This window comes from Pantoea sp. X-Soil-YNGN-785 (genome assembly GCF_059730585.1).
On record NZ_AP035942.1, the window covers coordinates 1,178,235 to 1,190,236 of the forward strand.

Sequence of the window (12,002 nt, forward strand, 5' to 3'; positions counted from 1 at the left end):
GACAGGTGCTCAGCATGGACTTCTTCAGCACACATAATATTCTGGTTCACATTCCTCTGGGTGCCGGAGGCTACGATCTCTCATGGATTGAGGCCATCGGCACGCTGGCGGGCTTACTCTGTATCTGGTTTGCCAGCCTGGAAAAAATCATCAACTATCCGTTCGGTCTGATCAACGTGACGCTGTTTGCGGTGATCTTCTTTCAAATCCAGCTCTATGCCAGCCTTCTGCTGCAGCTCTTCTTCTTTGCCGCCAATATCTATGGCTGGTACGCCTGGAGCCGTCAGACCGCCGATCATCAGGCCGAGCTGAAAATCCGCTGGCTGCCACTGCCCAAAGCGCTCGCCTGGGCGGCGGGTTGCGTGATCGCCATTGCGCTGATGACGCTTTATATCGACCCGGTGTTTGCGCTGTTAACCCGTGCAGCGGTGACGCTGATGAACGGTATTGGCCTATCGGTGGCGATGCCCGCGTTGCAGCCGGATGCCTTCCCGTTCTGGGATTCCTGCATGATGGTGTTGTCGATTGCGGCGATGGTGCTGATGACGCGCAAATATGTTGAGAACTGGCTGCTGTGGGTCATCATCAACGTGATTAGCGTGATGATTTTCGCCCGTCAGGGCGTCTATGCGATGTCGCTGGAGTATGTGATCCTGACACTGATTGCGCTGAACGGATCGCGTATGTGGATCCGCAGCGCGCGGCAACAGGGTTCCCGCGCGCTGTCGGCTCAGTGAGTGTGTGCTTCGCCTTTAGCGTGAGCAGGGTCATGATCATGATCATGGTCGTGAGAATGACTGTGATCATGGCCGGAGGCAGCCGCGCTGCTTAAGCCGAGTTCACACTCGGCTCCGGCACAGGGCTGATACTCCATCTGCACCGTCGCATGCTCAATCTGGTAGTTCTGGCGCAGGTAGTCGTGAATACGATGCAGCAGCGCATCGTGATCGTAAGGCGGGATCACCTGCGCATGCAGTGTCAGCAGCGGCTTTTCGCCGACCTGCCACAAATGCACATGGTGAACATTGCGCACTTCGGCGATGTTCAGCGTCAGATCCCGTATCAGCCGGTTCACATCCAGTGAATGCGGTGCCCCTTCCAGTAACTCCTGCAGACTTTCACGCAGCAGCGCCCAGGCGCTGCGCAACACCAGCAGCGACACCAGCAATGACAGAATCGGGTCGATAGGCGTCCAGCCGGTCAGCAGGATGATTACCGCTGCCACAATCGCGCCCACCGAACCCAGCAGGTCACCCATGACATGCAGCGCGGCGGCACGCACGTTGAGATTCTTCTCTCCGCTGCCGTGGTGCAGCAGCCAGAACGACAGAATATTGGCCAGCAGGCCGCCAACTGCGATCCCCAGCATCAGGCCGCCCGTGACCGGCTGAGGGTCGGCAAAGCGGCGCACCGCTTCCCAGACGATGAGCGCGGTAATGCCCAGCAGTGCGATGGCGTTAACAAATGCGGCCAGCGTAGTCAGGCGCAGCAGGCCAAAGGTGTGACGTGCATTAGGTTTACGGCGCGAGAACTGCACCGCCAGCAAGGCCATCAGCAGCGCGGCGGCGTCGGTCAGCATATGCCCTGCGTCCGCCAGCAGCGCCAGTGAACCCGAGAGCCAGCCGCCAATCACTTCAGCAACCATGAAGACGACGGTCACCCCGAAGGCGGCCGCCAGACGCGTGCGATTACTATCCTGCCCGCTATGAGTGTGGGTATGTGCCATAAGTTTCCAGTTTTTTCAGTAACCTGTTTACGAATAATATCAGTAATTGCCACGTCTCAGACGTATCCTGATGCTGTTTAACCTGCTCCGTCAGCTGCTGGCTGAGCTGCGCGCCATGCTCCAGCCCTGCCAGCAGGCAGCTTCCTTTCATCCGGTGTGCTGCTTCGGCGAACTGCGTCCAGTCTGCGCGTTCGTGTGCCTCACGCATCACAGCCAGGTCCTGTGTCACTGTACTGTGTAGCGTCTGGCTCAGACGGCTGAGGAATTTGTCATTCTGCTGCGCCAGCTGCCACAGATTGTCATCCAGTGTCGCCAGCGGATCTTCCTGCCACGCCTGCTGCCACTCTGCCAGCAGCGCGCTGAGATCGGCTAACTGCACCGGTTTAATCAGCACCCGCTCGCCCGCCTCAGGCGGTCGTGACAGAAGCTGCGCGTCAGCCGAGCAGAGCACCCGCATCGCCTGACGTCCACGCTGGCGGTCACGCCGACGCAATATCCGCAGCAGCAGCGTACCGTCAGGGCGCGGCATCATCTGGTCGATAAACAATAGATCATAAGGCTGCTTTGCGTCAGCCTGCAGCAGCGCGCGTCCCTGTTCGAAGGTGTCAGCCTGAATCGCAAAGCGCACCAGCTGCTGCTGCATCACCAGCAGATTGGCTGGATGGTCATCGACAATCGCCACCCTAAGATGAGGAAAGCCGGGCAGGGACGTCTCATCCGCATGGCTTAGCGGCGCGCAGATCTCCAGCGGCAGCGTTACGGTGACCTGAGTGCCGTGACCAGGTTCAGAGGTGAGCCGGATGTCGCCGCCCATCCGCAACACCATTTCGCGGCAGATAAACAGTCCCAGCCCGCTGCCCTGCACCGAAACGGATTTTCCGGACGGCGCCTGATACCACGGATCAAACAGCTTCTGCTGTTCCTCCGGCGGAATCCCGCTGCCGCTGTCGCTCACCGTCAGAACCAGCTGCTGCTCTGCGGCCAGGGTCAGACGAATCGCGCCGTGACGGGTAAATTTCAGCGCATTGGTCATCAGGTTATTAACCACCTGCTGCAGGCGGTCGGCATCGATCAGCACGGTGTCAGGCAGCGGCGTCAGCGCCTCGACGATCAGACGCGGGCCGTCAGTGCGCATCAACGGATGATAAAAATGCTGCTGTTGATTGAGCCACTGCGCCAGCGCCAGCGGACGTGGTGCCAGGGTAAAACTGTTGCTCTCGATGCGCGCATGATCCTGCAGGTCATTCAGCAGAGTCAGCAGCGATTGTGCGCTGCTGTGCAGCAGCGAAAGATTCTGGCTACTGTGCTGTTGTTTCTCCAGCTCCAGCAGACCCAGGATCGCCTGCATCGGCGTGCGCAGTTCATGACTGACGGTCGCCAGGAACTGGCTTTTCATCGCATTGGCATGTTCCGCCTGCTCACGCTGCTGACGTTCCCGGCGCTGCTGCCAGTAGCGGCGCGCCAGCAGTAACAGCAGCAGCACAATGGCTGCACCGGCTACTGCCAGCACCACCATCGGCAGCGAACGCATCACCATCACGCTGCCGGGCTGCGGCGGCGTTGACCAGCTATCACGCATCTGGCTCTGGGTATCGGCCGGAATCTGCTGCAGCGCGCGATCCAGCAGGGTGCGCAGCGCTGGCTGGTCCGGTGTGACGCCGAGTGCAATCGGCCAGGCGATGTCGCTGGCGGCAAAGGCGAGGTGAATACGGGCATCATCGCGGCTGGCGATACGCCAGCGGGCGGAGAGCACGTTATCGACCAGCGCATCGATCTGCCCCTTTGCCAGCGCGTCATAGAGGCTATTACGGTCGGCAAACAGCTGTGGCTGCAGATCCGCAGGCAGCAGACGCAGCGCCAGGTCATCCTGCAACACGCCGATCCGCTTGCCGCGCAGGTCGCGCCAGTGTGCCAGCGTATCGGACTGGACGCTGTAGATGCCCCACAGCGCGCGCCACACCGGCAGCGACGTGCTCTGCATCGCATCGCCATTCAGCGGCTGCATCAGCTGCAGCATCGCCTGCTTTTGCTGAATCAGCGTGCTGGCCTGGCGGGGATTACTGACCCACACCGGCTCAAACGCTAATCCGGTGCTCTGCGCAATCGCTTTCAGCAGGTCGACGCCATAGCCCCGGGCGGTTCCGCTGGCATCGCGATAACTCCAGGGATAGTTGTCCGGTTCGGCGGTGTAGGTAATACGCGGATGATCGGCAATCCAGGCGCGCTCAGCGGGGCTGAGCATCAGGGTCTGCGTATCCTGATAGCGCGGCAGGCTGCTGCTCCAGCGCGCCTGTAGCGTGTTCATCAGTTCTGCAGGCAGCTGACGCAGGCTCTGATTTATCCAGCTGATAAGCTGAGGATCGCGCGCCACCGCGCGCAGGTTGAGCTGGCCGGCCTCGATGTGGGAGGCGATCTGATAAATCTGGCCCTGTTGCAGCTGGCTCAGCAGAAAGCCGGCGCTGGTCTCATCCGCCACCACATAGTCATTCTGCTGATTAAGCAGGGTATAGAGCGCCTGAAGATCGCTGCTGTAGCGTCGCCAGCTGTGACGGGCCGCCAGCGCAGATGGCAGCTGAGCCAGGGTGCTGTCGCTGATTGCAAGCGAGGCATTCTGGCTGTTGAACATTACGGCACGCTGGTTTTGCTGATTGCGATAAACCCGCAGCGGACTGCTTAACCAGTTTTCGCTGCTCAGGGTGCCGGGTGGCAGCGGGGCACTCCACATGCCCAGCGCAAAATCGATTTGGCCGCTGCTGAGCGCCTGCATCAGGTGCGGTTGATCGCTGTAGAGATTGAGCGTGAACTGCGCGCCGGTCAGCTGTCGCAGCGCGGAAAGATAGTCGGCGTTGATACCATAGAGGTCATTGCCGATACGCATCGCCCAGGGTGCGTGGTTCTCTTCCAGCAGGCCGACGCGCAGGATCCTGCCCTGCATGGTTTCCGCATGGGTCACCGGCAGCATCATCGGCAGATTCACGCTGCTCACCGGACGCACATCAGCCAGCGCGGAGCCGCACCAGAACAGCAGGATCAGCAGAATAATTCTCACTGCTGGGCTTTCCACAGGTCAGCCAGTTCCACCACTGATCGGGCACCGGTTTTTTCCAGAATGTTCTTTTTATGGGTACTGACCGTTTTGTTACTGATGTGCAGCTGAGCCGCGATTTGCAGATTGGATAACCCACTGGCCAGCAGTGCCAGAATCTGACGCTCCTTCTGGGTCAGCGGCAGTTCAGGCTCATCATCCATCTCCGGAAAGGCCGTCTGACCGCCCAGCACCGCCAGGATGGCGCTGAGCAACTGCGTCATGCGCTGACTCTTTACCACGTAACCGGCGGCACCCAGCGCCTGAGCGCGACGCATATAGTGGCGGGTCTGCTGCGCAGAGTAGATAAGGACCGGGCAATCAGGACGATGGATCTTCAGGCGACGCAGGAACTCCAGCCCATCGCTGTCCGGCAGGCCGATATCCAGCACAATAATGTCCGGTTGCTCCTCAAGTAAGGGGCGGGCGGCTTTTTCACTGCTGGCAGAAAGCAGCTTAACGGGTATGGGCGACTGGCTCAGGGCAGCTTCAAGTGCCACTTCAACCAGCGGATGATCGTCAATCAAAAGCAAAACGGCCATGAAGGATTTCCTGTAAATTTCACAGGATTAGCATAGCGGAAGAGTGGGGCTGAGGGGAGAAAAACCCGGAGAGCCGCAGCTCTCCAGGCTAAACAGAATTACTGTGAAGTGCCGTCGGTTTTCGTATTTACGTCACCGCCGCCCACTTTGGTCTGAACTTTTTTATTCACGTTCGGACATTTGCCATCTTTACACTGGCTGTTCTGGTCAATTTCGTTAGCAGACATATTACCATTGCTGGTGGTGCTACCAGACGTTGCAGGATTAGTGTTAGTACCAGTGTTATTAATTTTGCTGTTATCGACATTATTTGGTGGCAGATTCTCTTTCGCTCCACCCGCTGCTGCACCTGCACTGGCCGCCTGGTTCGCTGTACCGTTATTGCTGCTGCTGTCTGCAGCCAGTACCGCGCCGCTGCTCAGTGTCATTGCTGCTGTCAAAAAAATTAAGGCAAACTTTTTCATCATTATGCTCCCGTTAATAAATGAAGAGGCTTTAAGCCCAGAGGTGCAATTTCGGGTAAAGAAATCCCTGACGAAATAAAATTCGCCAGTTGGCTTAAACAGGGTAATTAAATAAGGTAAGCGGGACGTTCCTCAGTGCTTACCATTAAAAAGTTTAGTCGCTAACCTGATTAATGCAAATATGACCCGCACATTTAACCCGCAGCGGGAATTTACACCCCTGACGCTTCGGGCTACATTGGACAGGATGTGTCCGGCGGGCGCCGGGCAAGAAATAATATGGAATCAGTATGAATTACCAGAACGATGATTTACGCATCAAAGAGATTAAAGAGCTGTTACCTCCTGTTGCGCTGCTCGAAAAATTCCCGGCGACCGATCGTGCTGCACAGACCGTTTCACATGCCCGTCAGGCGATTCATCAGATCCTGCAGGGCAAGGATGATCGTCTGCTGGTGGTGATTGGACCCTGCTCAATTCATGACACTGACGCGGCGAAAGAGTATGCAAGCCGCCTGCTGGCACTGCGTGATGAGCTGAAAGGCGAGCTGGAAGTGGTCATGCGGGTCTATTTTGAAAAGCCGCGCACGACGGTGGGCTGGAAAGGGCTGATTAATGACCCGTATATGGATAACAGCTACCAGCTGAACGACGGTCTGCGTCTGGCGCGTAAGCTGCTGCTGGAGATTAATGACAGCGGTTTACCGGCGGCGGGCGAGTTTCTGGATATGATTACCCCGCAGTATGTGGCAGACCTGATGAGCTGGGGCGCGATTGGTGCGCGTACTACGGAATCTCAGGTTCACCGCGAGCTGGCATCCGGTCTTTCCTGTCCGGTAGGCTTTAAAAACGGCACCGATGGCACGATCAAGGTGGCGATTGATGCGATCAACGCAGCGGGCTCCCCGCACTGTTTCCTGTCAGTAACCAAGTATGGTCACTCCGCGATTGTGGAAACCAGCGGCAACGGTGACTGCCACATCATCCTGCGCGGCGGCAAAGAGCCGAACTATAGCGCGCAGCATGTCGCTGATGTTAAAGCGGGTCTGGCGAAAGCGGGTCTGCCACAGCAGGTGATGATCGATTTCAGCCATGCCAACAGCAGCAAGCAGTTCCAGCGTCAGATGGTTGTGGCAGACGATGTTTCACAGCAGCTGATCAACGGTGAGCAGGCGATTGTCGGTGTGATGATTGAGAGTCATCTGGTGGAAGGCAACCAGAGCCTGGAGAGCGGCGAGCCGCTGGTCTATGGCAAAAGCGTCACCGACGCCTGTATCGGCTGGGAAGATACTGATAAAGTGCTGCGTCAGCTGGCGGCAGCGGTTAAACAGCGCCGCGGTTGATTGGTTATTCAGACTCATTAACAAAGTCTGGCCGGATTTGCTGTGGAGAGTGAGCCTGCTCAGGGAACACGGACAGATCGGAAAGACGCTCAAGCCAGTCCCTGGTCGCTCTGCCCGCGCGATTACGCACCTCATCCCTGAGGTGCGCCCGTTGCCGGGCCAACGCGTTGCGTTGTTCAAAAACGCTCCCGGCGTTTTTGTCCCTGGCGCGGGACGCTTTCCTCTTCTGACCCTGTTCCCTGCGCGTCGAGCTAGTTTATTGCTGCCAGACTTAGACGGATTTGAGTATGTGATTAGTCTGGTACGTGCTGACATCCAGGCTTTTACTCTGGCAGTTAAACATGACGCGCAGCATTGCCGGGCGCAGCCCAATAAAAAAGGCCAGACTTTCGTCTGGCCTTTTTGCATGTCAGCGAGAAATTACTTCGCTTTACCCTGATTCGCAACAGCGGCAGCTTTCGCAGCAATCTCGTCCTGGTCGCCCAGGTAGTAGCGTTTCAGCGGTTTGAAGTTTTCATCGAACTCATACACCAGCGGAACGCCGGTAGGGATGTTCAGCTCGAGAATTTCATCTTCGCTCAGGTTATCCAGATATTTCACCAGCGCACGCAGTGAGTTGCCGTGTGCGGCAATGATCACTTTCTCACCGCTTTTGATGCGCGGCAGAATGGTGTCGTTCCAGTAAGGGATAACGCGGTCGATGGTCAGCGCCAGGCTTTCGGTCGTTGGCAGCTGCTCCGGGGTCAGTTTCGCGTAACGCGGGTCATGGCCCGGGAAGCGCTCATCTGAACGATCCAGCTCTGGTGGGGTAACGGCAAAGCCGCGACGCCACTGTTTAACCTGCTCGTCGCCATATTTGGCAGCAGTTTCCGCTTTGTCCAGACCCTGCAGCGCACCGTAGTGACGCTCGTTCAGACGCCAGGTTTTCTCAACCGGCAGCCAGGCCTGATCCAGCTCATCCAGCACATTCCACAGCGTATGAATCGCACGCTTCAGTACGGAGGTGTAAGCGAAATCAAAAACAAAGCCCTCTTTCTTCAGCAGCTGACCTGCTGATTTGGCTTCGCCACGACCTTTCTCAGAAAGGTCAACATCATACCAACCGGTAAAGCGGTTTTCGTTGTTCCACTGGCTTTCGCCGTGTCGCACCAGAACCAGCTTAGTTACAGCCATAGCTTAACTCCTTAATACTGTGATGTTTCTGTGAGATTGGAAACCTGCTGCTGCCCGCCTGAAAACACGAGCTGATTGCGCCATACCATAACGGAAAAGCGGGCAGCGCGTAAGCCTGTGTGTGACGCACTGCGCGTTTTTCAGCCGGAGGCTCAGCGTGGCGTGAAGCGATACCGCGTCACCGATTCCCAGCGATCTCCCGGCTGCAGCCAGCAATCCGGCTGAGGCCACTCAGCATGATTAGGCGAATCCGGTAAAAATTCACTCTCCAGCGCAATGCCCTGGAATGCAGTATAGCTCGCCTGCTCACGGGCACGCGTACCGGCCAGGTAGTTGCCGGTGTAGAACTGCAGTGCCGGTGCCGAGGTGGTCACGCTGAGCTGTAACCTGCTATCTTCTGACCAGAGTTCCGCCGCAGGCTGACTATCGTCGCCTGCACTGTTGAGCAGAAACGCATGGTCATAACCCTTCACCGCCCGCTGATCGTCGTCTGTCAGAAAATCCTGCGCCACGACTTTGGCGTTGCGGAAATCGAAACTGGTATCGGCGACGGCTTTCAGCGGGGCATTCGGAATCCCTTCGCTGTCGACCGGCAGATACTGGTCGGCGTGCAGTTGTAAGCGATGCTGGCGTGCGTCGCCATGATGCGCATCAAGGTTAAAGTAGGCATGGTTAGTCAGATTGACCGGGCAGGGCTGGTCGCAGCGCGCTTCATAGCGGATGCTCAGGCAGTTCTGGTCATCCAGCTGATAGTGCAGGTCGGCAATCAGATTGCCCGGATAGCCTTGATCGCCATCCGGCGAATCGATGCGGTAATGCACCTCGCTGTCGGACTGGCTGACAATCTGCCAGCGGCGTTTATCAAAGCCTTCCGGCCCGCCATGCAGCTGATGGGCACCCTGGTTGGGCACCAGCTGGCGGTTCAGCTTATTGAGCTTTGCTCCGGCGATGCGGTTGGCGTAACGGCCCACCGTGGCACCCAGATAGGCATCCTGATGCAGATAGTCAGAGGGTGTGGCGCAGCCGAGCAGCGCTTCACGCACGGTGCCATCCTGCATCGGGATGCGGGCAGAAAGCCAGGTTGCGCCCCAGTCCATAAAGGTCGCCAGCATGCCGTTGGCATTGCGCAGTACCGTTATGCGCCACGGCTGACCGTCGGGCGCATGGGAGTTGACGTCATTCAGCATTGGCCCGCTCCTTCAGAGGCTTTGCAGACGTAGAAGGTCTCTTTGATGCCAGTCGCGGCTTCATACTGCTCAGCAACGGCGGCTTTCACCTGATCGACGAGATCCAGTGGCATGAGTGCCACGATGCAGCCACCAAAGCCGCCGCCGGTCATACGCACGCCGCCGCGTTCACCGATCTGCGCTTTCACGATCTCAACCAGCGTATCGATCGGCGGCACGGTGATCTCGAAGTCGTCACGCATCGAGGCGTGTGATTCGGCCATCAGCTGGCCCATACGGGTCAGGTCGCCCTGAGTCAGCGCATCGGCCGCTTCCAGCGTACGGGCGTTCTCGGTCAGGACGTGACGCACGCGTTTTGCCACCTGCGGGTCGAGCTGCGCCTGCGCCGCTTCAAACTCGGCCAGTTCAACGTCACGCAGCGCCTTCTTGCTGAAGAAACGCGCGCCCGCTTCACACTGCTCGCGGCGGGTATTGTATTCGCTGCCGACCAGGCTGCGACGGAAGTTGGAGTTGATGATCACCACCGCGATATCTTCCGGCATCGACACCGGACGCGTGCCCAGCGTGCGGCAGTCGAGCAGCATGGCGTGATCTTTCTGCCCCAGTGCGGAAATCAGCTGGTCCATGATGCCGCAGTTACAGCCAACAAACTGGTTCTCCGCTTCCTGACCATTCACCGCGATGGCTGCGCCATCCAGCGGCAGGTTATAGAGCTGCTGCACCACGGTGCCGACCGCGACTTCCAGCGACGCCGATGAGCTCAGGCCCGCGCCCTGCGGCACGTTGCCGCTGATCACCATATCGATGCCGCCGAAATCAGCATGACGCTGCTGCAGATGTTTCACCACGCCGCGCACATAGTTAGCCCACATTGGTTCCTGCACGCTGACGATCTCTTCGTCCAGCGAGAAGGTGTCCTGCGCATTCTCATAATCGGCCGCGACCACGCGAATCTGGCGGTCGTCACGGCGGGCACAGGCGATCACTGTCTGGTAATCGATGGCGCACGGCAGCACGAAGCCGTCGTTATAGTCGGTATGCTCGCCAATCAGGTTAACGCGGCCCGGCGCCTGAATGGTGTGGGTGGCGGCGTAATCGAAGGTGTCAGAGAAAAGCTGCTGCGTGATGGTTTTTAAGCTCATTGTTGTGCCTCACGGAAGTGAACGTCGCTGACAGAACGCAGACGTTCCGCCGCCTGTTCCGCCGTTAAATCGCGTTGGGTTTCGGCCAGCATTTCATAGCCAACCATAAATTTACGTACCGTTGCTGAGCGCAGCAGCGGCGGATAGAAGTGCGCATGCAGCTGCCAGTGATCGTTGGCTTCGCCGTTAAAAGGCGCGCCGTGCCAGCCCATGGAGTAGGGGAAGGAGCACTGGAACAGGTTGTCGTAGCGGCTGGTCAGCAGCTTGATGGCTTTCGCCAGATCGGCACTCTGCGCTTCACTGAGATCGGTTAGCTGTTTAACGTGCGCTTTCGGCAGCATCAGGGTTTCAAACGGCCAGGCGGCCCACCACGGCACGACGGCCAGCCAGTGTTCGGTTTCCACCACGGTGCGGCTGCCATCCTGCTGCTCACGTGCCAGATAATCGACCAGCATCGGCGAGCCATGTTTAGCGAAATAGTCGCGCTGATGATCATCTTCGCGCTGCGCTTCATTCGGCAGGAAGCTGTTAGCCCAGATCTGACCGTGCGGATGCGGGTTAGAGCAGCCCATCGCCGCGCCTTTGTTCTCAAACACCTGCACCCACGGATAGTGCTGACCCAGATCGGCGGTCTGCGCCTGCCAGGTGCGCACCACTTCTTCCAGCGCGCTCAGTGACATCTCCGGCAGAGTTTTGCTGTGATCGGGCGAGAAGCAGATGACCCGACTGGTGCCGCGTGCGCTTTCACAGCGCATCAGGATATCATCGCTCTCGGGCGCGTCAGGCGTGTCGGTCATCAGTGCAGCAAAGTCATTGGTAAAGACGTACGTGCCAGCATAGTCCGGGTTTTTGTCACCGGTGATGCGGGTATTTCCGGCACACAGGAAGCAGTCCGGATCGTGCGACGGTAAGGTATTGACCGCCGGCGTTTCCTGCGCGCCCTGCCACGGACGTTTGGCCCGATGAGGTGAAACGAGAATCCATTGATCAATCAGTGGATTGTAACGGCGATGCGGGTGATCGACCGGGTTGAATTTTTCCATGTGAGATCCTGGTAAGCGTCAAAAGCCAGAGAGGCATCGGTAAAAAGTAGCACATCAGCGCGCCCGAAAGCGTGATCAAGTCTGGATAAATGGTATCGTTTACACAAGCTGAATATTCTTATTCCGTGGCGTTGCGTGCGCATTCAGAAGATTAAAGGCGGGTAGGAATGGTAGCGCTTACACAAAGGTGCATTAAAATGCCGCGATAGCGGCGTTGCAGATTGCTGACAAACCCAATCAGGGTTGCTCTGACAGCAACGCGTTAGCTAAAAGCGCAGGGAACACGGGCAGAGGAGG

The 12,002-nt window shown here is 57.9% G+C and carries 10 protein-coding genes; 2 read left to right on the forward strand and 8 right to left on the reverse strand.

What is annotated here, in order from left to right; genetic code table 11:
* Positions 1-14: 14 nt before the first annotated feature.
* Positions 15-737, forward strand: coding sequence for a nicotinamide riboside transporter PnuC (pnuC, locus tag AC6I8E_RS05440; protein ID WP_013357161.1), 723 nt, complete (start codon positions 15-17; stop codon positions 735-737).
* Here the strand turns inward: pnuC and zitB are convergent.
* The 4 genes from zitB to AC6I8E_RS05460 all read right to left on the reverse strand — a co-directional run bounded on the left by zitB (position 731) and on the right by AC6I8E_RS05460 (position 5,820).
* A complete protein-coding gene (zitB, locus tag AC6I8E_RS05445; RefSeq protein WP_497824504.1) occupies positions 731-1,726 on the reverse strand; it encodes a CDF family zinc transporter ZitB in 996 nt (331 codons plus the stop codon). The two genes, pnuC and zitB, sit on opposite strands and share 7 nt — an antisense overlap.
* Positions 1,704-4,790 (reverse strand): hybrid sensor histidine kinase/response regulator, encoded by a 3,087-nt coding sequence (locus tag AC6I8E_RS05450; protein WP_497824505.1) that lies wholly within the window; start codon positions 4,788-4,790, stop codon positions 1,704-1,706. The genes zitB and AC6I8E_RS05450 overlap by 23 nt, the downstream gene beginning before the upstream one ends.
* Positions 4,772-5,353, reverse strand: a complete 582-nt coding sequence (locus tag AC6I8E_RS05455; RefSeq protein WP_033782354.1) for a response regulator transcription factor — start codon at positions 5,351-5,353, stop codon at positions 4,772-4,774. Before AC6I8E_RS05455 ends, AC6I8E_RS05450 begins: the two co-directional genes overlap by 19 nt.
* A gap of 98 nt (positions 5,354-5,451) precedes the next feature.
* Positions 5,452-5,820, reverse strand: a complete 369-nt coding sequence (locus AC6I8E_RS05460) for a YbgS-like family protein (RefSeq protein WP_013357165.1) — start codon at positions 5,818-5,820, stop codon at positions 5,452-5,454.
* A gap of 287 nt (positions 5,821-6,107) precedes the next feature.
* On the opposite strand from AC6I8E_RS05460, the gene aroG reads away from it, so the two are divergent.
* Positions 6,108-7,160, forward strand: a complete 1,053-nt coding sequence (gene aroG / locus AC6I8E_RS05465) for a 3-deoxy-7-phosphoheptulonate synthase AroG (RefSeq protein ID WP_013357166.1) — start codon at positions 6,108-6,110, stop codon at positions 7,158-7,160.
* Between the two features lie 420 nt (positions 7,161-7,580).
* Here aroG and gpmA read toward each other — a convergent pair whose 3' ends face one another.
* From gpmA to galT, 4 genes are all read right to left on the reverse strand, one after another.
* The gene (gpmA, locus tag AC6I8E_RS05470) at positions 7,581-8,333 is read right to left on the reverse strand and encodes a 2,3-diphosphoglycerate-dependent phosphoglycerate mutase (protein ID WP_003851893.1); all 753 of its coding nucleotides are present in this window, start codon (positions 8,331-8,333) and stop codon (positions 7,581-7,583) included.
* Between the two features lie 152 nt (positions 8,334-8,485).
* On the reverse strand, positions 8,486-9,520 hold the full coding sequence (gene galM / locus AC6I8E_RS05475) for a galactose-1-epimerase (protein WP_497824506.1): 1,035 nt from the start codon (positions 9,518-9,520) through the stop codon (positions 8,486-8,488).
* The gene (galK, locus tag AC6I8E_RS05480; protein ID WP_497824507.1) at positions 9,514-10,662 is read right to left on the reverse strand and encodes a galactokinase; all 1,149 of its coding nucleotides are present in this window, start codon (positions 10,660-10,662) and stop codon (positions 9,514-9,516) included. The genes galM and galK overlap by 7 nt, the downstream gene beginning before the upstream one ends.
* Positions 10,659-11,705, reverse strand: coding sequence for a galactose-1-phosphate uridylyltransferase (gene galT / locus AC6I8E_RS05485; protein WP_013357169.1), 1,047 nt, complete (start codon positions 11,703-11,705; stop codon positions 10,659-10,661). Before galT ends, galK begins: the two co-directional genes overlap by 4 nt.
* Between the last annotated feature and the right edge of the window lie 297 nt (positions 11,706-12,002).

Excerpts from the sequence above, each read along its gene's own strand:
- aroG (WP_013357166.1), top strand. The coding sequence starts at position 6,108 with ATGAATTACCAGAACGATGATTTACGCATCAAAGAGATTAAAGAGCTG.
- AC6I8E_RS05455 (WP_033782354.1), bottom strand. The coding sequence starts at position 5,353 with ATGGCCGTTTTGCTTTTGATTGACGATCATCCGCTGGTTGAAGTGGCA.
- AC6I8E_RS05460 (WP_013357165.1), bottom strand. The coding sequence starts at position 5,820 with ATGATGAAAAAGTTTGCCTTAATTTTTTTGACAGCAGCAATGACACTG.
- galK (WP_497824507.1), bottom strand. The coding sequence starts at position 10,662 with ATGAGCTTAAAAACCATCACGCAGCAGCTTTTCTCTGACACCTTCGAT.
- galT (WP_013357169.1), bottom strand. The coding sequence starts at position 11,705 with ATGGAAAAATTCAACCCGGTCGATCACCCGCATCGCCGTTACAATCCA.
- gpmA (WP_003851893.1), bottom strand. The coding sequence starts at position 8,333 with ATGGCTGTAACTAAGCTGGTTCTGGTGCGACACGGCGAAAGCCAGTGG.
- pnuC (WP_013357161.1), top strand. The coding sequence starts at position 15 with ATGGACTTCTTCAGCACACATAATATTCTGGTTCACATTCCTCTGGGT.
- zitB (WP_497824504.1), bottom strand. The coding sequence starts at position 1,726 with ATGGCACATACCCACACTCATAGCGGGCAGGATAGTAATCGCACGCGT.
- galM (WP_497824506.1), bottom strand. The coding sequence starts at position 9,520 with ATGCTGAATGACGTCAACTCCCATGCGCCCGACGGTCAGCCGTGGCGC.